Source organism: Pseudomonas sp. NPDC087817, from assembly GCF_044742875.1.
Lineage (GTDB): Bacteria > Pseudomonadota > Gammaproteobacteria > Pseudomonadales > Pseudomonadaceae > Aquipseudomonas.
Genome location: NZ_JBIUVJ010000010.1, coordinates 102,076 through 123,483, shown reverse-complemented (window position 1 = coordinate 123,483; position 21,408 = coordinate 102,076). Strand labels below are relative to the sequence as shown.

At 58.2% G+C, this 21,408-nt stretch carries 24 protein-coding genes and 1 tRNA gene; 16 read left to right on the top strand and 9 right to left on the bottom strand.

Annotated elements, in window-relative coordinates; genetic code table 11:
* From ACIONG_RS11385 to ACIONG_RS11370, 4 genes are all read left to right on the top strand, one after another.
* Positions 1-296, top strand: a 296-nt coding sequence (locus tag ACIONG_RS11385) for a MerR family transcriptional regulator (protein WP_401299281.1), incomplete at its 5' end; no start/stop codon positions are given.
* 89 nt (positions 297-385) lie between these two features.
* A tRNA-Pro gene (locus ACIONG_RS11380) sits at positions 386-462 on the top strand.
* Between the two features lie 277 nt (positions 463-739).
* The gene (locus tag ACIONG_RS11375; protein ID WP_401299278.1) at positions 740-1,105 is read left to right on the top strand and encodes a hypothetical protein; all 366 of its coding nucleotides are present in this window, start codon (positions 740-742) and stop codon (positions 1,103-1,105) included.
* Between the two features lie 313 nt (positions 1,106-1,418).
* Positions 1,419-1,595, top strand: a complete 177-nt coding sequence (locus ACIONG_RS11370; protein ID WP_401299272.1) for a hypothetical protein — start codon at positions 1,419-1,421, stop codon at positions 1,593-1,595.
* A gap of 414 nt (positions 1,596-2,009) precedes the next feature.
* Here the strand turns inward: ACIONG_RS11370 and ACIONG_RS11365 are convergent, their stop codons facing one another.
* Positions 2,010-2,243, bottom strand: coding sequence for a hypothetical protein (locus ACIONG_RS11365; protein WP_401299269.1), 234 nt, complete (start codon positions 2,241-2,243; stop codon positions 2,010-2,012).
* Positions 2,244-2,673: 430 nt separating this feature from the next.
* Between ACIONG_RS11365 and ACIONG_RS11360 the strand changes: the two genes are divergently transcribed.
* The 3 genes from ACIONG_RS11360 to ACIONG_RS11350 all read left to right on the top strand — a co-directional run bounded on the left by ACIONG_RS11360 (position 2,674) and on the right by ACIONG_RS11350 (position 3,502).
* The gene (locus ACIONG_RS11360) at positions 2,674-2,880 is read left to right on the top strand and encodes a YceK/YidQ family lipoprotein (protein WP_103304905.1); all 207 of its coding nucleotides are present in this window, start codon (positions 2,674-2,676) and stop codon (positions 2,878-2,880) included.
* Positions 2,881-2,946: 66 nt separating this feature from the next.
* Positions 2,947-3,153, top strand: coding sequence for a YceK/YidQ family lipoprotein (locus tag ACIONG_RS11355; RefSeq protein ID WP_249412114.1), 207 nt, complete (start codon positions 2,947-2,949; stop codon positions 3,151-3,153).
* A 100-nt stretch (positions 3,154-3,253) separates the two neighbouring features.
* Positions 3,254-3,502 (top strand): YceK/YidQ family lipoprotein, encoded by a 249-nt coding sequence (locus tag ACIONG_RS11350; RefSeq protein ID WP_315445731.1) that lies wholly within the window; start codon positions 3,254-3,256, stop codon positions 3,500-3,502.
* A gap of 103 nt (positions 3,503-3,605) precedes the next feature.
* Here the strand turns inward: ACIONG_RS11350 and ACIONG_RS11345 are convergent, their stop codons facing one another.
* Together ACIONG_RS11345 and rtcR are read right to left on the bottom strand one after the other, a co-directional pair.
* A complete protein-coding gene (locus tag ACIONG_RS11345; RefSeq protein ID WP_401299291.1) occupies positions 3,606-3,884 on the bottom strand; it encodes a hypothetical protein in 279 nt (92 codons plus the stop codon).
* An 84-nt stretch (positions 3,885-3,968) separates the two neighbouring features.
* Entirely contained in the window at positions 3,969-5,570 is a 1,602-nt protein-coding gene (gene rtcR, locus ACIONG_RS11340; RefSeq protein ID WP_401299264.1) for an RNA repair transcriptional activator RtcR, read from the bottom strand.
* 205 nt (positions 5,571-5,775) lie between these two features.
* Between rtcR and ACIONG_RS11335 the strand changes: the two genes are divergently transcribed.
* The 5 genes from ACIONG_RS11335 to ACIONG_RS11315 all read left to right on the top strand — a co-directional run bounded on the left by ACIONG_RS11335 (position 5,776) and on the right by ACIONG_RS11315 (position 11,204).
* Complete coding sequence (locus tag ACIONG_RS11335) at positions 5,776-7,323, top strand: RNA-binding protein (RefSeq protein WP_401299261.1); 1,548 nt, start codon at positions 5,776-5,778, stop codon at positions 7,321-7,323.
* Between the two features lie 338 nt (positions 7,324-7,661).
* Positions 7,662-8,888 carry an RtcB family protein gene (locus ACIONG_RS11330; RefSeq protein WP_401299258.1) on the top strand — a complete coding sequence of 409 codons (1,227 nt, stop codon included), beginning with the start codon at positions 7,662-7,664 and terminating at the stop codon, positions 8,886-8,888.
* A gap of 14 nt (positions 8,889-8,902) precedes the next feature.
* Complete coding sequence (locus ACIONG_RS11325; RefSeq protein ID WP_103304910.1) at positions 8,903-9,691, top strand: nucleotidyltransferase domain-containing protein; 789 nt, start codon at positions 8,903-8,905, stop codon at positions 9,689-9,691.
* Between the two features lie 8 nt (positions 9,692-9,699).
* Positions 9,700-10,725 (top strand): RNA 3'-terminal phosphate cyclase, encoded by a 1,026-nt coding sequence (rtcA, locus tag ACIONG_RS11320; protein ID WP_401299255.1) that lies wholly within the window; start codon positions 9,700-9,702, stop codon positions 10,723-10,725.
* 149 nt (positions 10,726-10,874) lie between these two features.
* Positions 10,875-11,204, top strand: coding sequence for a hypothetical protein (locus tag ACIONG_RS11315; RefSeq protein ID WP_213028170.1), 330 nt, complete (start codon positions 10,875-10,877; stop codon positions 11,202-11,204).
* 56 nt (positions 11,205-11,260) lie between these two features.
* Here the strand turns inward: ACIONG_RS11315 and ACIONG_RS11310 are convergent, their stop codons facing one another.
* The gene (locus tag ACIONG_RS11310) at positions 11,261-11,674 is read right to left on the bottom strand and encodes a VOC family protein (RefSeq protein WP_103304913.1); all 414 of its coding nucleotides are present in this window, start codon (positions 11,672-11,674) and stop codon (positions 11,261-11,263) included.
* Between the two features lie 164 nt (positions 11,675-11,838).
* Positions 11,839-12,519, bottom strand: coding sequence for a hypothetical protein (locus ACIONG_RS11305; protein WP_401299252.1), 681 nt, complete (start codon positions 12,517-12,519; stop codon positions 11,839-11,841).
* Positions 12,520-12,554: 35 nt separating this feature from the next.
* Here ACIONG_RS11305 and ACIONG_RS11300 point away from each other — a divergent pair, with 35 nt between their 5' ends.
* Positions 12,555-14,366 carry an ABC transporter ATP-binding protein gene (locus ACIONG_RS11300; protein WP_401299249.1) on the top strand — a complete coding sequence of 604 codons (1,812 nt, stop codon included), beginning with the start codon at positions 12,555-12,557 and terminating at the stop codon, positions 14,364-14,366.
* Here ACIONG_RS11300 and ACIONG_RS11295 read toward each other — a convergent pair.
* The 3 genes from ACIONG_RS11295 to ACIONG_RS11285 all read right to left on the bottom strand — a co-directional run bounded on the left by ACIONG_RS11295 (position 14,363) and on the right by ACIONG_RS11285 (position 17,753).
* Positions 14,363-15,307 carry an alpha/beta hydrolase gene (locus tag ACIONG_RS11295; RefSeq protein ID WP_213028172.1) on the bottom strand — a complete coding sequence of 315 codons (945 nt, stop codon included), beginning with the start codon at positions 15,305-15,307 and terminating at the stop codon, positions 14,363-14,365. The two genes, ACIONG_RS11300 and ACIONG_RS11295, sit on opposite strands and share 4 nt — an antisense overlap.
* A gap of 112 nt (positions 15,308-15,419) precedes the next feature.
* Positions 15,420-16,418: an NAD(P)H-quinone oxidoreductase gene (locus ACIONG_RS11290; protein ID WP_401299246.1), complete on the bottom strand. Its 999-nt coding sequence runs from the start codon at positions 16,416-16,418 to the stop codon at positions 15,420-15,422.
* Positions 16,419-16,478: 60 nt separating this feature from the next.
* The gene (locus ACIONG_RS11285) at positions 16,479-17,753 is read right to left on the bottom strand and encodes a YbfB/YjiJ family MFS transporter (protein WP_213028174.1); all 1,275 of its coding nucleotides are present in this window, start codon (positions 17,751-17,753) and stop codon (positions 16,479-16,481) included.
* Between the two features lie 111 nt (positions 17,754-17,864).
* Between ACIONG_RS11285 and ACIONG_RS11280 the strand changes: the two genes are divergently transcribed.
* Both ACIONG_RS11280 and ACIONG_RS11275 read left to right on the top strand, forming a co-directional pair.
* Positions 17,865-18,740 carry a LysR family transcriptional regulator gene (locus ACIONG_RS11280; protein ID WP_103304919.1) on the top strand — a complete coding sequence of 292 codons (876 nt, stop codon included), beginning with the start codon at positions 17,865-17,867 and terminating at the stop codon, positions 18,738-18,740.
* A 184-nt stretch (positions 18,741-18,924) separates the two neighbouring features.
* Positions 18,925-19,401 carry a hypothetical protein gene (locus ACIONG_RS11275; protein WP_249412115.1) on the top strand — a complete coding sequence of 159 codons (477 nt, stop codon included), beginning with the start codon at positions 18,925-18,927 and terminating at the stop codon, positions 19,399-19,401.
* Between the two features lie 49 nt (positions 19,402-19,450).
* Here ACIONG_RS11275 and ACIONG_RS11270 read toward each other — a convergent pair whose 3' ends face one another.
* A complete protein-coding gene (locus tag ACIONG_RS11270) occupies positions 19,451-20,173 on the bottom strand; it encodes a pirin family protein (RefSeq protein WP_213028176.1) in 723 nt (240 codons plus the stop codon).
* A gap of 221 nt (positions 20,174-20,394) precedes the next feature.
* On the opposite strand from ACIONG_RS11270, the gene ACIONG_RS11265 reads away from it, so the two are divergent.
* Positions 20,395-21,345, top strand: a complete 951-nt coding sequence (locus tag ACIONG_RS11265; RefSeq protein ID WP_401299241.1) for a GlxA family transcriptional regulator — start codon at positions 20,395-20,397, stop codon at positions 21,343-21,345.
* Positions 21,346-21,408 lie beyond the last annotated feature (63 nt).

Genomic DNA, 21,408 nt, shown 5'->3' with positions numbered 1-21,408 from the left:
ATGGTGAAGTCAGCGAGCACTGTGCCGTAAAGCCACACGTGCTGCGCTATTGGGAGCAGGAGTTTCCTCAACTCAACCCCGTCAAACGCCGCGGAAACCGCCGGTATTATCAGCGCCAGGACGTGCTGATGATCCGGCAGATCCGCGCGCTCCTTTACGATCGGGGGTTCACCATCGGTGGCGCCCGTCTGCGTTTGTCCGGCGATGAAGCCAAAGACGACACCACCCAATACAAGCAAATGATCCGCCAGATGATCGCCGAGCTCGAAGATGTACTGGTGGTACTCAAGAAATAAAAAGCTGCGTTTGAATACTTCCAGTTTTCAAAAGCTTGCGATATATTCTTGAGCGCTCTTAGAGGTGAAGAGCGAAATGCAACATCAGTCGGGGCGTAGCGCAGTCCGGTAGCGCACTAGCATGGGGTGCTAGGGGTCGAGTGTTCGAATCACTCCGTCCCGACCATTATTCCTGAATAAAATCAGACGCTTAAGCCGATCATCTAGATCGGCTTTTTTGTGCCTGCGCAAAACTAGGCACCTTGCTTCCTGCGATCCCGAATTCTCGCCAGCATTCTTCGCCGCCGTTCTCGTCCCAGTAGACGCGTTTGCGTTTCGGAATCTCATCGTACGTTTTCATGAACCTTCGAATCCCATCAGGTCATCACTGACGTCGAAGACAATCACTAGGCCGGCAACCTTGGTCGCTGTAATTTGCTCCTTGGTGATAGAGCGGTAGCCGGGTGTTGGATGACGCTCAATTCGGCGGCAAGCTTTTCTTTGGTCATGACTTCGTCCTTGCCGCTATAGCGGCTGACTTTGAAGGGGGGGGGGAGTTAATGCTGGGTTGCGGCTTTGAGACGCTGCTCGAAATCGTATGGGTATTCGCGTTCGTCTTTGAGGTACTTGAGCAGGTCGATCGCTTCAGCCTGTTGATCGGTCAACACATCAATCCGCTGATCCGCTGCGTTCAGGGGCTCCTGCAGGGCATCACGCTCGTCCTGGACGCGCTTGAAGTCCGGCCACATCACCAGCTCGTCGTCTTTCGGATCCCACGCTGTGGAAAATCCGAACCGATATCCGTCGCCATTCCACCCAATACCGGCTGACTTCGCTCATCCTGCAATCTCCAACACCCGCCGTGCCAGTGCCCCAGGCTCTCAGCTCCGCAAAGGCTTGGCGCGTAGCGGGCAGGCTGTGAAGCCGAACTTCTACTTCGCCGCGGCCCTTCCTCTTCGCCGCGACTTTCTCTGAACGTTCCGCGTTGCTCTTGGCCATGGTCTACCTCTTCAATTCCGCTGGCCGGCAAGTACAGCCAGTTCAGTAACCTTTAGCCCGACAGTTCGTGATCCATCTCGATACGTAGATTGAAGTGATGGCTAAATGCAATTACGATGCCGCCCCTCATAAGGGAGTTACACAATGTTTCCAAGGTATTTTCGCTGGATCGCAGCATTTGGCATTCTCGCGGCATTGGCGGTGATGGTAATAACCGGGCTACAGGTGTTTTCCGGCATGGCCTCAGCGGCGGATCTGATACGACCTATCATTGGCGTGGTTGCATTTGGCTGGATGTTCACTCAATCGACCAAGGCTTGAGGCGGATCATGCTGTCAACCTTAACCAGCCTCACCCCGGACATGCTGAACTTGTCGCCTTGGGCTGCGGCCATCGCGTCGAGGTTGTCCCAATCCACGGTGAGCATCGAAATAGGGGCGTGGCCGTAGGCGAGGGCTATATCAGCGACTCCAGATCGAACACTTCGGCCTGCAGATTCACCGATGCTTCGGCTGTATTGGCAGGCTGAGCCGGTGTAGAAACTTTCATCGGTACGCGACTGGCGACTGGTGCAGACTCAGCAGTAGCTTCAGCCTCGATTCATTGCAGCTCCTGGTTGCGGATCTGCTCACGCTGGGTTTCGGCTTTCTGTTCCTCTACATTTTGGTGTTTCGAGATCCGCATCTTGGTCAACGCGACCAGGTCGTCGTTTGCCTATATCACCAACTGCTGCACTTAGTTGAACAGGAACAGGTAGTCGGCGGCGAGTTCGTCCAGGCTGGCCATATTGCTCCGGATTCTGTCGCCAATCTGACTTCCGTCGATCTTCGCCTTGGCCAATTCGGAGTCGGCGGAGTCGCGTAGACTGCTGATCATCCTCTTGCTTTTGATGACTCCGGCGAAATCTGCAGGAACTGCCGGCATACGCGCTTTGCCACCCAGTGAAGCCTTGAACTGGTCGATGTGCATCTGAAGTGCCTAGGCAGCAGTCATGACGATATCTGCTGTACAGGTTTGTGTGTGTACAGTAATCGTGGCGCCAAGTGGGCGAGGGTGAGGTAGCGCGCTGTAGCATTTTTGGATGGTTCCTAGGCAGAACGCCGGAGGAGGAAAGTACACGCACTTCGACTGCATTTGCCATCGCGGGACTTTGAGGCGAAGTTATTGCGCCACCATGGCAAGGTGACCACAGAGCCTACATAGGTAATTGAATAATAAGGAAAATATGCAGTTTAGCCAGTCTATAAAAGCAACATATCAACCTATAGAAGTCAATAAGTGATTACCGGACGCTGCCAAAAGAATGTTGATTGCCTAACAGCGGTCTGTTAAAAAGCCGCCTGATTTGCCGGCCCCTGCGTCTCTGAGGCAAACAACGCAAAAGTAATAAGGAAGTTACGTGATACGGAAGTTGATCTTGATTCTGGCGGCCTCGCCACTGAGTGGTTGCGCTTGGCTTGGGGCTGTTACGAACCCTCCCTATGACTGCTATGACGGCGTCAAGGGCGAGTACGTGCTCGCGCAGTTTCTCGGCCCCCTTGTCCTCATTGATTTGCCGTTCACTTTCGTGGCCGATACGGTTTCACTTCCTTTTTGCTGGTACTGAGCTTGCCCTCGTTATTAGTCGCGAGTTAGTGCGAGTTTCACAACGGATAAGTAATAAGGAAGTTAAGTGCTACGCCAGCTGATCTTGATTTTGGCTACCTCGCAGTTGAACGGCTGCGCATGGTTTGCCGCCAATTCCTATGGCCCTATTTCGTGCTTTAACGGAACGGAGTACGAGTTCAAGGAATTGATGCCAATCATCGGGCCTTTCATCATTATCGACCTGCCTTTTACGTTGGTTGCCGACACGCTGGCGGTTCCTGCTTGCTTGTAGGGCCTGCATAAAAACCACCAAAGCCCGCGCTTGGTGGTATTGCATCGGCTATTTGTTGTCGCGGGATGCGCAGTTTTTGAATGAGTGATAAGGACGTTACGTGTTGCGTAAAGTGATTTTGCTGGTTTTGAGTGCCAGTCTAAGTGGGTGTGCGGCAACTGCGATGCGGTTGGATTACGACGAGCATCGATGCCCCTACATCGGCTTGAGATTGGATTGGTGGCTGGTAGGCGAATCCCATGGAAAGTTGATCCCTTTTTTGCTTATCGACGCGCCGTTTTCGTTCGTGGTTGATACAGTCTTTTTTCCCTTCGAGTATCAATATATCGACGACTGCCCAAGGCAATGACGTCAACTTCGGGACTGCACTTGACGGCCTTGGCGCAGCATATCTCTGAGTAGAAGAGGAATTTGGCACCAACGGTTCTTGCACGGCAGGCCGGTAACGAGTGCTACTGTTTCGGCTCCTTCTTGATGTCCTCCGAATCGCTCGAAGTGGCTGCATCCTTTTCCGTCTCATGCGGCTGTGCCCCGGAATTACCTCCCGAGGATTCCTCACCTTTTTTGTTGGCCTTCTCATCATTGGCGCGCGAACTTTTGGACTGATTGACGCCCGGTAGAGCATTGGGTGGGGCGGCAGAGTCCGCTGTTGTCTTTTCAGTTGCCAGGGCGTAGAGCGGGCCGAGGATAAGCAGGCTGGCGAGCGATAGGGCGGTCATGTTCTTGTTCATCATCTAAGCCTTCCACGCAGGGGGTGTACCGTATTGGAAGTGCGCCGAAGGCAAAGGTGCTCGGCGCTGGACGAGTGGTAGGCATTACGATTGGGTTATGCCGCTCCACTCGAGCCCGAATCGCGTCAGATATTTCCTCAGTCGATCGGCATCATTCGGCTGCGCCTTGGCTTGTCGCGATACTCCAAACAGTTTTCGCCCGGCATCTGACAGGCTGTCGGCCTGTCGGCAAACCTCAAGCACACCCTTCAATTGCAGGCGATCAAACAGATCCATGCTCTCGCCATCTCCCGGCAAGTCATCCGTAATGCCTGCGGGTTGCGCCAGACCCCATGCGTAGCGCAACCGATCAATTTCTTCCTGCACTTGCGCTTCATCAATTCGCCCACTGTCGGCCAGTGTCGCCATCCGCGTGATCGACGCGGACAGTTCGCGAAAATTGCCCAGCCATGCCGCTTCCCTGGAGCTGGCGAACGCCAGATAGCGGCGGCGTGCTTCCAGGTTGAAACGCACCAGTTGCCCATGTTCACGAGCGTGGCGTTCCAGCTCGAAATCGATGTTCGGCTCGATATCCTCGCGACGTCCCGCGAGACCGGGAAGGTCGAAAGTCCACAGGTTGATGCGCGCGTACAGGTCCTCGCGGAACAAGCCTTCAGCAACCCGGCTGCGCAAGTCGCGATGGGTGCCGGCGATGATCAGGAAGTCGCTGTCGACTTCCTTGTCCGAGCCGAGCGGGAAGAAGCGTTTTTCTTCAATCGCCTTGAGCAGCATCGCCTGTTCGTCTGCGCCCAGTTCGCCGATTTCATCGAGAAACAACATGCCACCATCGGCCGCCCGCAGCAGTCCGTCGCGGGCGTTTTGTGCGCCGGTGAATGCGCCTTTGACGTGGCCGAACAATGCAGACATTGCGCCGTCGCCGCGCAGGGTAGCGCAGTTCACTTCGACAAAGCGGCCCTGCATCTGATGGCGGCTGCGCTTGAGTTCGAAGATGCGTCGGGCGAGGAAGGATTTGCCGGCGCCGGTCGGGCCGATCAGCAGCATCGGCGCTTTAGAGCGCACTGCAACGCGTTCGATCTGTTCGATGGAGCGGTTGAATGCGGCGTTGCGCGTGGCGATGCCTGACTTCAAGAACTCGAGGCCTTCCAGGCGTTTGTTGGCGAAGCGCGAAGCGATGCGATCGTAGCGCGACAGGTCGAGGTCGATCAGGGCGTGAGTGCCGGTGGCGTGTTCGTCTTCGCTTTTGCGTTTGGCGGGCGAAGTCTGGATCAGGCGTGCCGGCAGGTAGCGCGCTTCGGTCAGCAGGAACCAGCAAATCTGCGCGACGTGGGTGCCGGTGGTGATGTGAACCAGATAGTCCTCCTGCTCGGTGTCGAAATCGTAGGCGGTGGTGAAGTCGTGCAGTGCACCGTAGACCTCTTCGAAATCCCACGGATTACGCAGCGACATCGAGTGCAGGCGCACTTCGGTTTCCGGGGAGATCTGTTGGATATCAGCGCGAACGCGCTCGGCGAGGCTGATATCGCGGGCATCGACACCGTGAATCAGTTCCAGGCGGTTGATCAGCACATCCGGCTGTTGGCACAACCCTACGCTGGGTCGCCAGTGGCTCCAGCGGTTGGCGCCTTTACCGACGCGATCAAGGGTGGCTCCGATGAAACCGATGGCGACTGTGCGTTTGCTGGGCATGTTTATCTCAGAAGATAAAAGACGATATCCAATGATAGATTTTCGTTGATGGGCTTGTCGCGAATTTAATTGGCAGAAGCGCTCTGAAAAATAAAAAACCGTTATAAATCAATAAGATAAAAATAATAAAAAAAACAAAAACAAAACTGGCACAGCGGCTGCAATACCTATCGCAACGAACAGGACAACACAGCGAGATGCCACGATGGCCAACCAGAATCTCTTCAATACGCAATCGAATCACTTGCCAGCCTGCGACACTCTGAATGCCTCCGGTGCCTCGGCCTATGCCTACACACCCAGGCATCAACTGGCTCAATTGGCAGTGACCGGTTGCCTCAACCAGACCTTTTACGCTTCTGCTGAAAGCCAACTGGAGCACGTGTTGAAACTGGTGGCCGAACTGGACAGTAGCTTCGTTGCCAAGGCGGCGATTTACGCTCGTAAAAAAGGCCATATGAAAGACATGCCGGCATTGCTGTTGGCCGCATTGACCGCTCAGCGTTCAATGCTGGTGCCGCAGGTTTTCGAGCAAGTGATCGATAGCGGCAAAATGTTGCGCAACTTTGTGCAGATCCTCCGCAGCGGTGCGACCGGGCGTAAATCCCTTGGTTCGCAGCCGAAGCGATTGGTGCAGAACTGGTTGAACAGCGCGACTGAACGCCAACTCTTGCAAGCATCGATTGGCAATCAGCCTTCGTTGGCAGATGTCGTGAAAATGGTTCATCCAAAACCTGCCGAAGCCTGGCGCGAAGCGTTCTTCGCTTGGTTGATCGGTAAGCCGGTGGATGTACAGGCGCTTCCGCAATTGACCCGCGATCTGCTGGCGTTTCGCAGCGGCGCGATTGAAGAAGTGCCAGCGGTGCCGTTCCAGTTGCTCGGCAACGAAACCTTGAGCAAGGAACAATGGGCCGCTCAGGCTCGCAACATGGGCTGGCAGGGGCTGCGTATCAACCTCAACACTCTGGCTCGCCACGGTGCGTTTGAAGTGCCAGGTTGCGTCGAGTATGTGGCGGCGCGGTTGGCGGATCCGCAAGAAGTTGCCAAGGCGCGGGTGTATCCGTACCAGTTGCTGGCTGCCTATCGAATGATGGGTGAGGACATTCCAGCGCGGATACGTGAAGCGTTGCAGGATGCATTGGAATTGTCGTTGGCCAACGTGCCACAACTGCAAGGTTCAGTGGTGGTTTGCCCGGATGTCTCGGGCTCGATGGGCAGCCCGGCAACCGGTTATCGCCAAGGCGCGACTTCGGTGGTGCGTTGCATCGATGTCGCGGCGCTGGTGGCAGCAGCCGTATTGCGCAAACAACCGCTGGCACGGGTGATGCCGTTCGAAGTGGGCGTGGTGGATATCCAGCTCAACCCGCGTGACAGCGTGATCAGTAATGCGGAGAAACTCGCCGGTATTTTTGGCGGTGGCACCAACTGCTCGGCACCGCTGGCGAAACTGGCCGACAGTAAGGCCAGGGTCGACACGCTGATTCTGGTATCGGACAACGAATCCTGGATCGACATACGACGTCGGGGAGCCAGTGAGACGATGCGTCAATGGGAGCGGATCAAGCAGATCAACCCGCAGGCGCGACTGGTGTGCATCGATATCCAGCCTGGCCATGCAACACAGGCAGCGGATCGCGATGACATCTTGAACGTCGGCGGTTTCAGCGATGCGGTGTTTGATGTGATCGAGCAGTTCACCAGCGGTCATTACGGTGCGCAGCATTGGGTTGAAGCGATCGAAAACATGCAATGAATTGATTTATCACAGGCGCTGAATGCTGGTGGGACTACATCCAAGACGTCTCATCAAACCCTTGTCAGCGCGTGTGACGGCACGAATGCCGGGTGGCTGTACATTGGAGTCCGGTTAATCCCGGAGCGCGGCAACGCGCAACAGTCACCCACTTTTGTCGTGCCACCTTATTTGTAGTGAAGGCAGCGAATGCGACAGGTACTCCATAGGAAACGCGGGTTCGAATCCCGCCCCGGCAACGGGGGCTTAAATCAGGCGGAGCCACAGTGTCTGTGTTTTTGTCGCTGCGACAAACGGAACAACGCCGAATGATCGGCCAATGAATAAAGAATAGAGAAATGAAAGAACATACCTACCAACTGCTCGAAGTCGCTAACGGCAAGCCGATCAAGCTCTGGACCGAAGGCGTCCCGGTGGAAAACGAGGCACGCGAGCAGTTGATGAACACCGCGAAGATGCCGTTCATCTTCAAGCATCTGGCGGTCATGCCGGACGTGCATCTGGGCAAGGGCTCGACCATCGGCAGCGTGATTCCAACGGTTGGCGCGATCATTCCGGCTGCGGTCGGCGTGGACATCGGTTGCGGCATGATCGCGGCGCGAACATCGCTGACTGCCGCTGATCTGCCGGACAATCTGCTCGGTCTGCGCAGTGCCATCGAGCAAGCGGTGCCACACGGCCGCAGTTCACCCCGGTCGCGGCGTGACAAGGGCGCCTGGGACGAGATTCCGCAGCAGGCCGATCAGGCATGGGCGGTATTGCATCCGCGGTTCAAGTTGATCACCGACAAGTATCCGAAACTGGCCAACACCAACAACCGCGGGCATCTGGGCACTTTGGGCAGCGGCAACCACTTCATCGAAGTGTGCCTGGATGAAGCAAACCGCGTCTGGTTCATGTTGCACAGCGGTTCACGCGGTGTCGGGAACGCCATCGGCAACCTGTTCATTCAAATGGCCCAGGCGGATATGCGTCAGCACATCGCCAACCTGCCGGACCGCGACCTGGCGTACTTCGAAGAAGGCAGTCAGCACTTTGATGATTACGTGGAGGCAGTGGGCTGGGCGCAGGACTTCGCCAAACAGAACCGTGAGTTGATGATGCGAGCGGTGATTCAGGCGACGCGGCAGATCATCCGCAAGCCGTTCGAAGTGGCGTTGGAGGCGGTCAACTGCCACCACAACTACGTGCAGAAAGAGCGGCATTTCGGCGAAGACATTCTGGTCACCCGCAAAGGTGCGGTGTCGGCGAAGAAGGGCGAGCTGGGGATTATTCCGGGTTCGATGGGCGCCAAGAGTTTCATTGTCCGCGGTCTGGGCAACGAAGAGTCGTTCAGCTCCTGCAGCCACGGCGCCGGTCGCACCATGAGTCGCACCAAGGCGAAGAACACCTTCACCGTCGAAGATCAGATCCGCGCCACCGCTCATGTGGAGTGCCGTAAGGATGAAGCGGTGATCGACGAAATTCCGATGGCCTACAAGGACATCGACAAAGTCATGCACGCCCAGCGTGAGCTGGTGGAAGTGCTGCACACCCTGCGTCAGGTGGTGTGCGTCAAAGGTTAAAAGGAAAAGATGTCATGGAATTCGAAGAGCGCCACCCGCTGTGCAGCACGATGCGCGCACGGGTGCTGGAAGAGTTGGCGCGCATAGAACGCGAGCGCAACGTTACGGTGTTGTATGCCTGTGAGTCTGGAAGTCGGGCCTGGGGCTTTGCCTCGACCGACAGTGATTACGACGTACGGTTTGTGTACGTGGAGAAGCCTGACTGGTTTGTTCAGGTCGACACCCCGCGAGACGTGATCGAGCGACCGCTGGACGACGAACTCGACGTCAGTGGCTGGGAGCTGCGCAAGACCCTCGGGTTGCTGCGCAAGTCCAATCCGACGCTGCTGGAGTGGCTCGATTCGCCCTTGGTGTATCGCAGCGAAACGGCAGCGGTGGGGCAACTGCGCGAATTGGCGGAGGCGTTCTATAGCCCGCCGGCCGCCCGTAGCCATTATCTGTCGATGGCAAAGAAGAACTTTCGCGGCTACCTGCAAGGCGAAACCGTGCGGTTCAAAAAGTACTTCTACGTGCTACGGCCGCTGCTGGCGGTGCGCTGGATCGATCAGGGCCGCGGCCGGCCACCAATGACCTTCGCCGATCTGCTGACCACGGTCGATGATCGCGCATTGCTCGATGAAGTCGACGAACTGCTTGCGCTTAAACGCAATGCCGACGAGAGCGCCTACGGGCCACGGCGTTCGGCGCTGCACGGGTTCATCGCTGCTGAGCTTGAGCGCGAAGTGCCTGCATTAAAAAGAACTCAGGAAAACTCGCGTCGGCTGGACCAGTACCTCAGGGATACCGTCGGGTTGTACGCATAAGGATTGCAATGAAACAGGAAGTGATTGAACTGGACGGCGCCATCGGTGGCGGTCAGGTGTTACGCAGTGCCTTGAGCCTGTCGATGGTGACAGGCCGGGCATTTCGCATTAAGCAGATTCGCGCCAGACGCAGCCGTCCGGGACTGTTGCGTCAGCATTTGACGGCGGTGCTGGCGGCGGCCGAGGTGTGTGGCGCCAAGACCCTGGGTGCGGAGTTGGGTTCGCAGGCATTGAGTTTCGAGCCGGGAGCGATTCGCGGCGGCGATTACCAGTTCGCGATTGGCACGGCTGGAAGTTGCACGCTGGTGTTGCAAACGCTGTTGCCTGCGTTGTTGCGCGCACCCGAGGCGAGTCGGGTGCGGATCAGCGGCGGTACTCATAATCCGCTGGCACCGCCGACGGATTTCCTGACCCGCAGTTGGTTGCCATTGCTGCGGCGCATGGGCGCCAACATTGAGCTGGATCTGCTGCGACACGGTTTTGTACCGGCAGGGGGCGGTGAGATCGAGGCAAGGGTGCAGCCGTCAGCGCTTGTCCGAATGGACTTGTGTGAGCGAGGCGCGGCCATTTCGTCCCAGGCTTCGGCGCTGACGGCAGGGCTTGCACCGGTTGTCGCCGAGCGTGAGCTTGATCGAGTGTCCAAGCGTTTGAGTCTGCCGGCGGACGCATTGCAGCAGGTCACGCTCGATCCGGCGCGTGGGCCGGGCAACGTGCTGTTGCTGGAATACGCATTTGAGCATGTCACTGAAGTGTTCAGCGCATTTGGTCAGGTTTCACTCCGGGCGGAGAAGGTCGCAGACGCGGCGATCAACCAGGCGGCGGACTGGTTGCACAGCGGTGCGGCGGTGGCCGAACACCTCGCTGATCAATTGTTGTTGCCGATGGCGCTGGCCGGTGGTGGATCGTTTACCACGCCGCGCATGACCGAGCATCTGCACAGCAACATCGCCGTCATCGAGCAGTTTTTGCCGATCAGCGTCGAATGTCGGGAGGAGGGGCCAGATCGTTTAAGGGTTGAGGTCAGTGCGATCTGACAAATGCAACGGGACAGCGGGATTTCATCATGACATCGCGCTGTCCCTTTTTTTGTAGCCGAATATTGCCAAAAAGCGGCAAATTGCTGGCCCCCGAGTGACTGCTTCGTCGGCAAAATCGCCTTTTTTCAAAAGGTTAGGTTGGCTCTATGCGGACGATTGTCATAGCCGTTGCAACGCTTTCCCTGGCTGTTCTTGCCTCGGGAGTCCAGGCAAAAGAGTTAAGCAAAAGCCATCGCTTTGCCTGTGCCTGGGGATCGGATATTGCCGCCGGCGCGCAACAATCCAAGCTGTCAGGGATATCTTTGTATGGCGCGCGTAAACAATTGCAGGTGCGCAAATTCCAGCAACCGTGGATGCGCATGACCGCCATGGGCATTACCGAGCAGACCTACAACAGCGCCTCGAAGCTCAAACCGGCGGCGGTCAAGCAGACCTATTACGAGCAATGCGTCAGACACGAATTGGCCCAGCGCTGAACAAAAAGCCCAACCTGAACCGGTTGGGCTTTTTCATGCCTGACGAACCGCCAGCGTTATTTTTCACTTTCGCAATTGACCATCCACGACACGCCAAAACGATCTACCAGCATGCCGAAGCGTGCGGCCCAGAAGGTTGCTTCCAGTGGCATGTCGACGCGCCCGTCCTTGGCCAATGCGTTAAATACCCGTTCGGCTTCAGCGATGCTGTCGACATTCAGTGAAATCGAGCATCCGCTCATGCCCTGAGTCGGCCGGTCGGGCGTAGTGTCCGAGGCCATGATCGACTGATCGCCGACTTGCAGTGACGTGTGAATGATCAGATGGTGATGCTCTTTCGGCACATGCTCGGCGGCCGGCGTTTCGCCGAAGGTCATCATGGCCTCAAGTTTCCCTTGCAAGGCTTGCTCGTAGAACGTGAAGGCTTCGCGGCAGTCGCCGTTGAAGATCAGGTACGGGTTGATTCTCATGTCTCTGCTCCCAGTGGTCAGACGCGGAGAGTGGCGACCGTTCGCCGGGTTCCGCGATGGGCGGTGAAAACGTAGCAGAGCGTTGGACGCCGGGAAGTGCGAAGTCTTCCAGACGTTTTTCTCATGAAAAGTGCACGTCTTAGCACGGCGCAGTGTTCTGACATTCAATCGACAATAAAGCGTTCGTCTTCATCACTCAGACATATCGTCAATTGATGTCCATCCTTGTCGAATGCACAGTTGGGCAATGAAAGCTGCATTGCGATCCGGATGGGCGCACCGATAAACACAATGGCGATCAGGGTGGCTACGATGGCTTTGCCGATCAATACAGGACGAGACCCAAGGCGGTTGTTCCTGAGCCGCGAACGCAGAAACAGGCCAAGGGCAAGGAGAGCAGCGCCGATGAACATTGTGCTGCCGATTTCATGCGGGGTGATGCTGTAGATCTGCTGCTCTGCGTCGTCCGGATAATTGATCAGCCACCAAGTGCCTATACCCAGTGGCAAAAGTCCTGCGGCGATACAGGCAGGTATCGACCCGGGCAAGCGCAGTAACAGACTCAACAGCAGGACCCCTGTGGTCAGCATCCACGCGGAGGCAAACAGGGGGCCGTTCATGCCACCCATGAAAGTGCCGCCGACATCCCTGGGGGAGATCAGGTACACGTCATAAAAGGCGATGTGCAGTGTCAGTGCGAGTACAGCGAGCCAGGAGACAGGGTAGTAAAACCAGAAGAAATTGGCGCGGGATAACACACTCAGTCCTTTTCGTGGTGTTCGGGCGCGGCAGTATGCCGAGGAATACCCGACACTGGAAATCCAATCGCGGCGCTGGAGTACCATGGCGCAGTCTCTTCCTCTGCCGAGCCCAATGCCCTATGCCTGTTCTATCGCGCTTCACGTCATTGTTCGACCAGGGACAGCGGGCCTTGCGACTGGTTTGGGGCACGTCGCGCGGCTTGTTCCTGGGGCTGGTACTGGCGACGTTGTTTGCCGGACTGCTGCCGGCGCTGGCGGCATGGCTGGGGCAACGGATTGTCGATGCGGTGGTCGCGGCGATGCAGCTGCACGCGCAGCACGGTACGGCGCCATTGTGGCCGGTGTTGCGTTATGTGTTGCTGGAGGCCGGGGTGTTGGCGTTGTTGTCCGGAACACAACGGGCGCTGTCCGTGCAGCAGTCGCTCTTGCGGGTGCAACTGGGGCAGAAGGTCAACACGCTGATTCTGGAGAAAGCACAGACCCTGTCGCTGGTGCAATTCGAGAATTCCGAGTTCTACGACAAACTGGTGCGCGTGCGTCGCGAAGCCTCGACCCGGCCATTGGCCTTGGTGATGAAGTCGTTGGGGCTGATCCAGAACCTGATCATGCTGATCAGTTTCGGCGTGCTGCTGGTGCATTTTTCGCCGTGGGCGCTGGTGTTGCTGGTGGTCGGCGCGTTGCCGGTGTTCTTCGCCGAGGCGCATTTTTCCGGTGACGCTTTTCGTCTGTTCACCCGGCGTGCGCCGGAAAGTCGCCAGCAGAATTACATCGAAACCCTGCTGTCCCACGAGGCCTACATCAAAGAGGTCAAGCTGTTCGGTTTCGCGCCGCTGTTGTTGCAACGCTATCGCGACACGTTCGCCAGGCTCTATGCCGAAGACCGCCGATTGACCTTGCGCCGCGATGGCTGGGGCTTCGGCCTCGGATTGCTGGGTACAGCGGCGTTTTACCTGGCCTATGCCTGGGTGGTGATCGATGCTGTGCATGGCAATATCAGCCTGGGCCAGATGACCATGTACCTGGTGCTGTTCAAGCAAGGGCAGGGCGCAGTCAGTAGCAGTCTGAGCGCGATCAGTGGGTTGTACGAAGATGGCCTGTACCTGACGAGTCTTTACGAATACCTGGCCGAACCGGTACTCGCCGACACCGGTCATCTGACCGTCGGCGCGCAACCGGGCGATGGTTTGCGCTTCGAGAACGTCGGGTTCCGTTACCCCGGTGCGAGTCGTGCGGCACTGCAAGGCATCGACCTGCATCTGGTGCCGGGGAAGAGCATGGCGCTGGTGGGGGAGAACGGCTCCGGCAAGACCACGCTGATCAAGTTGCTGACCCGGCTCTACCGTCCGGATCAAGGGCGGATTCTGCTCGATGGCAGTGACTTGCAGGATTGGGAGGAAACCACGTTGCGTCAGCGCATCGGGGTGATTTTCCAGGATTACATCCGCTATCAATTCAGCGTCGGGGAAAACATCGGCGTCGGCGATACGCTGGCGTTCAACGATCAGCAACGCTGGAAGGACGCCGCTGCCGAAGGCATGGCCGCGCCCTTTATCGAAGGCCTCGATCAGGGTTACGCAACGCAATTGGGGCGCTGGTTTGCGGGCGGTCAGGAGTTGTCCGGCGGCCAATGGCAGAAGATTGCCTTGTCCCGGGCCTACATGCGTCGTGACGCCGACATCCTGATTCTTGATGAACCGACCTCAGCCCTCGATCCGGCGGCAGAGGCGGCGGTGTTCGAGCATTTCAGTCAACACACCGAAGGGCGCATGACCCTGCTGATCTCTCACCGGTTTTCCAGCGTGCGCAATGCCGACCACATCATTGTGCTGGAGCAGGGGCAGATTCTGGAGCAGGGCGATCATGACGAGCTGATCGCCTGTGCCGGGCATTACGCGCAACTGTTCGATTTGCAGGCTCGCGGCTACCGTTAGGAGTCCTGCGCGCTGCGCAGCATGGCCGGCCCGGCTACACGCGGCGCCGGCTTACTCTGCATCAATGCATCGATCGCCTTGCGATAATTCTGCCCACCCAGTGCCATGCTGTTGTTGTGCGTGGCACCCGGTACCAGCAACAGTCGCTTGGGTTGTTGCGCGGCGTTGAACAACTGCTCACTGAAGCGCGACGGCACGAACGCATCCGCCAGACCGTGCACCACCAGCAATGGCATATGAATGTCGGCGATTTTGTCGATGGAATCGAATTTCTGCGACAGCAGCCAGCGCACCGGCAGCGAGGTATTGGCCACGGCCGCAGTCACATCTGCCAGTGAAGTGAATGTTGATTCGATCACCAGCCCACGCACGGGGAGTGCGGCGTGATCACGGGCAGCATCCTTGCCGAGTTCGGCGGCCAGATCGATTGCCACGGCACCGCCCAGAGAGTGGCCGTAGATCAGGCGCTTGTTCGGGTCCGGCTGCAACAGTTTGAAACGCTCCCAGGCGACTCGCGCATCTTCGTAAACGCTGCTTTCCGAGGGCAGATCACCCTTGCTCTTGCCGAACCCACGGTAATCGATGGCCAGCACCGAATAACCCGCCGCGCGCAATTGCTCGATACGGAACAATTGCCCGGTGAGGTTCCAGCGCACACCGTGCAGATAAAGAATCGCCGGGGCATTGGCTTTTTCCGCCGGCCACCACCAAGCGTGGATGTTCTGCCCGGCCTTGAAGCTCTTCGGTTGCAGATCGAGTTCCTGCACGCTGCCCGGCAAACCGTGGTACCAACCTGCCGTACCGGGCTCGATGCGAAACAGCAATTTGCGCTCGGCATGTTCCAGCACGGCACAGCTCGTCGGCACGCCGATAATCAGCGCGGCCATGCAGGCGAACGCCAGGCGGCGACGGCGCAGTCTAGTCATGAAGGAAAGGAACATTAAACGTTTCACCGCAACGCAGACAAAGAAGGCTTTTTACCAGATGACTCGGTCTGCGCGCGATATTTTCGACCACCGTGCGAGGTCAACAATTACAAAATGCTGCGCCGGTTCAGTTCACCTGTAGGACGATCTTGCCGATATGGTCACCGGCTTCCATGTGCGCATGCCCCTGAGCTGCGTCGGTGAGTGCGTAGACTTTGTCGATCATCGGCAGGCAGCGCCCAGCGTTCAGCGCCGGCCAGACGTGTTCGCGCAGCTGATCGGCGATGGCGGATTTCTCCGCCGTGGTGCGTGCACGCAATAGCGATCCGGTCACCACCGCGCGTTTGCCGAGGATCGCCAGTAGATCGACATCGTTGGCCCGGGCGCCGCCGAGGAAACCGAGCATGACCACGCGCCCGTCCATCGCCAAGGCGCTGACATTGCCGTTGAGGTACGAGCCACCCATGATGTCGAGAACCACATTGACACCTTGGCCAGCGGTTTTCTCGGCGATCACTTCAGCAAAATTCTGCTCGCGATAGTTGATCGGCTGGCCGCCCAGTTCACTGATTGCTGCGCATTTTTCAGGACTGCCGGCGGTGGCGAAGGCTTCGATGCCAAATTCGCGGCAGAGCATCAGCGCCGTAGTGCCGATGCCGCTGGTGCCGCCATGAATGAGTACACGTTGCCCACGGCTGGCACCGCCGAGGCCAAACAGGTTGGCCCACACGGTAAAGAAGGTTTCCGGGATCGCGGCGGCGTGCACCCAGTCGAGTCCGTCGGGAATCGGCAACGTCTGGCCGGCCGGAACTGCACAGTATTCTGCGTAGCCGCCGCCATTGGTCAGCGCACAAACTCGATCACCCAAGGCAAACTGGCTGACCCCGGCGCCGAGGGCCACCACTTCGCCGGCCACTTCGAGACCGGGAATCGGGTTCATGCCGGGCTTCATCGGATACTTTCCGGCGCGCTGCAAGGCGTCCGGCCGGTTGATGCCGGCCGCGTGTACGCGAATCAGCACTTCACCTTCAGCGGCCACCGGCAGCGGTACGCGTTTGGGTTGCAGGACTTCGGGGCCACCGGGTTCAGTGATTTCGATGCGGGTCATTTCGTTGGGCAAGGTCATTTCAATTCCTGCTGATGAAGGTTCTGTAGATGGGAGGTCTGTGCAGTGCAAAAATTCCAGTCAATCGGCGCAACCCTGTGGCAGTGGGCTTGCCCGCGAAGGCGCCTGCACAGCCAATGCAGCGTTGTCAGGCAGGGCACTTGCGTGAGCAGGCCCACGCCCACCCTGATTTGTGCGGTACCAGAGGTTCATCGCCTGCTCCAGCAACAACGCCACCACGATCGCGCCAGCGGCGATCACGAACAGCAACGCGTGATGGCCGCCCGTGGCATTGAACACGGCTGAATAGGCAAACCCGGCCAGCGCCTGAAACGTAGCGAACGACACGGTGGCCCGGCTCCAGGCGATCTGCTGGCGATGATGCTCCGGCACCAGCTCATGCACACGGGCCAAGGCCAATGGCACGATGCCGGGCGGAAATGAGCCCAGCACCACTGCGAGCACCGCCAGCGCGATGAATGAGTGAGACGTCGCCAGCAGTCCAAGCGCAATCGCCTGTACCACCAGGACCAGACGAATGCTCGTCCGGGCGCCGAATTTGTCCGCCAGAAAGCCATAACTCACCGGCCCGACAATCGCCCCCAGGCCATACATCACCCACACCAGCGCGCCGATATGTGCCCCGGCACCGATCCCGCGTGCCACGTAATCCACCAGAAACACCATGGCTGGCACCAGTCCGGCGGCCATGAAAGCGTATTGAGCGAACAGTAAATACACGCCGGGCGGTGTCGGCTGGACCGCCGCGTTCGATTGAGCGGCCACCGTGTGCGGCAAGTCAGAAGGCCAGCCAAACCAGCTCAACGCGGTCAGCAGCAAGGACAATGCGCCCAGTCCCAACCAGGTGGCTTGCAGGCCCAGACTCAACAGCGGTGGCACGATGGTCCCCGAGCCGGCGATGCCCAGCCCGATGCCCAGGAAGATCGCGCCGCTGGCCAAACCTTTGCGGGACGCTGGCACGTGGGGCAACACCGTCGCGGCCACCAGCACCATGATCGCGCCACCGGTGATCCCCGACAGCAAGCGCCAGCCGAAGAACCAGCTCACCGACAACGGAAACGCACAGGCAAAAAAAGCGGCGGTGACGAGCAACATCATCAAGCGCAGGGCGTTTTTGTTGCCGAGTTGGCGTGCGAGCGGCCGACCGAGCAGGGCGCCGATCAGATAGCCAACCAGATTGGCCGCGCCGAGGTAGACCACGTCGTTGGCGGAGAACCACTGCGCCTGAATCAGTTCGGGAATCAGCGGTGTGTAGGCAAAGCGTGCCAGACCAATACTGACCAGGCTGGCGCAAAGTCCGGCGAAGATGGCTAGTGCTGAAGATGACGTACGCATGGGAGCGTTCCTTGGGAAGGTGTATGGCGCTGAGCATATCGGCTATCGTTGCTGCTTTAACGCAGCGATTAGGCGGCGCAGTGATGCATATTTGCATCGGTAGGGGGCGGTATGAATTGGGATGATGCACGGGTGTTTCTCGCTGTTTGCCGCGAGTCTTCGCTACGGGGTGCGGCGCGGGTTCTAGGCGTGGATCAGGCCACCGTCGGGCGGCGTATAACCGCGTTGGAAAAGTCCCTGAGCGCCACATTGTTCTTGCGTACGTCCGATGGCTACGCGCTGACGGCGGTTGGCGAAGCGGCGCTGAAAAACGTAGAAAAAATGGAGCATTCGGCGTTGGAGCTGGAGCGGCAGATCCAAGGTCTGGATGACCGCCTGACAGGCACCGTGCGGGTCAGCACCACTGATTCGCTGGCCATCGACTTCCTGATCCCGGCCATCGCGCGCCTGCACCGGCAGCACCCGGACGTGCGCGTGGAACTGGATGCGTCCACGCAAATTCTCAGTCTGGCCAAACGCGAAGCGGACATCGCCGTGCGCAACACCCGACCGGACAACCCCGACCTGATCGCCCGGCGGATTGCCCGCTGGCCGGTAGGGTTGTTCGCCTCACAGGCCTACATCGACGCCAAGGGGATTCCGCAGCAGGGCACGGCGTTCGAAGGCCATGATCTGGTGGTCTATCAACCTTACTTGCAGAGTCGCAAGGACCTGACACTGGTCAGCGAGCCCATCTATCGTGGGCGAATCGTCGCCAGTCTCAGTTCCAGCCTCTTGGTGCGCCGCTCGATTGCGGCTGGAATCGGTGTAGGAGAAATGACCGCTTACATGGCCGAACGCGATGGCTTGGTCAGGCTCTGGCCGGAGCGCAGTTGCCCGCAACCCTATGAGGTGTGGCTGGTGACTCACGCGGATTTGCGCCATACCGCGCGCGTGAGGGCGGTAATCGAACAAATTGTCGAGGTGTTTGCGACAGAGAATGAGTGAGTGCGACGACTGCTTTGGCAAAACTACGCTGCCTGACGAAAAGGCCTACACCCCGAGCAGAATCCGCTGGCTTGTGGGCTTTGGGGGAGGGCTCTATTGTTTCTACAGCTGGGTGAGAGACGTAGCGCTTACACCCAGGTGATCGACCAGGGAAGGTATCGGTAACCCAAGGAAGGGGATCGGATTGAACGCCAGGGAAATTGAGCAATACCAAAACATGAACGCTTCGAGTAAAGGTCAGAGCACTCCCGCCATGAACACTATCAGCCGTGAAGAATTCAACGCCAGAATCGAGGCCATTGAGACAAGGATGGATGCTCGGATGGAGGCTGTATCAGGGAGGATCGATGCGTTTCTTTTAGCTCAGGCAGCCAGGGACAAAGCGAATGAACGCATTCGGATCGAGCGCGATAAACGCCTCGACTCAATTGCCGTAGAGTCGAAAGAAGCGCTCAGACAAGCAAGTACCGTGAAGGCGAATGTCTGGATGGCAACGGCTGTGCATTTATTTGGCGTGGTCAGCATTGTCATTGGTGGCTACTTCGCCAGTCAGGCCAATCTGTATGTTGCGATACAAACAACCCTGACGGCGGTTCAGGCGGGCAAGGATGTCGGCGTACCAAAGCCTGCCGAGCTGCCATCGTCCGAGTCGCCACAATAAAAAACGGCCTTCAAAAGAAGGCCGTTTTTACGCGCGTTGGAGCACTGCCTCATGGCATCTGCGGCAACTCCTGCGGCCGCAAGTCAAACACCAGTACCTCGGCATCCACGCCATTGTTCAAGGTCAGCGCCTGTTCTTCGCGAACCCGCACGCCGTCACCTTCCTGCAACCGCTGACCGTTCAGTTCAACACTGCCGCGAGCCACGTGGACATAAGCGTAGCGATTGGCCGGCAGTTTCAGCGTGGCGCTTTCCTTGCCATCGAACAGCCCGGCATAGACCCGCGCATCCTGGCGCACGGTCAGCGAGCCGTCGCTGCCGTCCGGCGAGATGATCAATTGCAGCCGGCCGCGTTTTTTCTGCGGGCTGAAATGCTCCTGTTGATAGCGTGGTTTGGCGCCGCCGACGTCCGGCACGATCCAGATTTGCAGAAAGTGCACAGGCTTGGTCGCCGAATGGTTGAACTCGCTGTGCGCCACGCCGCTGCCGGCACTCATCAGTTGCACATCGCCGGGGCGGATCACCGAACCGGTGCCCAGGGTGTCCTTATGCTCCAGCGCACCTTCCAGCACGTAGGAAAAGATCTCCATGTCGCGATGCGGGTGCTGGCCGAAACCTTTGCCGGCGGCAACGCGGTCATCGTTGATCACCAGCAGGTCGGAAAACCCCTGCTCCCGCGGATCGCGATAGCTGGCGAAAGAAAAGGTGTGGAACGACTTCAACCAGCCATGATTGGCGAGGCCACGATCGGAGGCTTTGCGAAGAGTCAGCATGATGAAATCTCCTTGGGGGACGTTGATTCGTCCGAGTGAGGAGAAGCTTACTGGTTACCTTTCGATGCAATAAGTAGGTGGAAATTGAAAGACTGTCGCAATCAGGTTGACAGTTTTGCGCGGCAGTTCACGCAACTTTTTCCGACACTCATCGCACGCTTGGCCATAATGTCCAACCTGTCTCATGCGTTTACTTTCTTTGATCTCAGTGATGTCTCCCCATGAAAACCGTGGCAATGGTGTTGTTCCCCGATTTTCTCCTGCTCGACATGGCCGGGCCGATGGAAGTGTTTTCGGTGGCCAATCGTTTCCTGAAAGCAGAATCACATTATCAATTGGTCACCCTCGGCACTGAGCGCGGCAAGTTGCGCGCCTCCAATGGTTTATGGGTGCACGCCGATCGGCCTGTCGAAGACGACCGTGAGCACTATGACTTGCTGCTGGTACCCGGCGGCCCCGGTGCTTACAACGAGAAATTCCCGGCGCTGTTCGACTGGTTGCCGGACGCCGTGCAGCGCGCCGAACGCTATGGCTCGATCTGTACCGGCGCCTTCGTGCTGGGCCATGCCGGATTACTCGACGGCTTTCGCGTGACCACCCACTGGAATTACACCGAACGCCTGATCAAGGGCTTCCCGAGAGCCACGGTCACGACCGACCAGATCTACGTTGAAGATCGCAATTTGATCACTTCCGGAGGGGTTACCGCGGGCATCGATCTGGCGCTGGCCGTAGTCGCACGGGACCATGGCAAAAAACTCGCGCAGGATGTGGCCAAAGTGTTGCTGGTGGTAATGAAGCGCCAGGGCGGGCAGGCCCAGTTCAGCCCATTGATGGCCGCCGTCGCGCCGCAGGAGACTCCGATCACCCGGGTGCAGAATTACGTGCTGGAACACCTCGACGAAGCGTTCACCGTGGAGCGCATGGCGGGGCTCGCGAACATGAGTGCGCGGCACTTCGCGCGCTTGTTCAGCCGTGACGTCAGCATGACGCCTATGGAGTTTCTGCAAAGTGCGCGTATCGATTGCGCGCGCAACTTGCTCGAAACCAGCGATCTGCCGATGAAAACCGTGGCTTATAAAAGCGGCTTCGGCAGCGTGCGGCACATGCGCTCGTTGTTCGCTGAAAAGCTCTGTCTTACCCCTGCGCAGTACCGCGAACAGTTCAGCTAGAGCGGTTCTGTCCGTCTGGCGCACCCGGATGTCCGTGCTGTGCCCTGTACGGAGGTTGTGCCG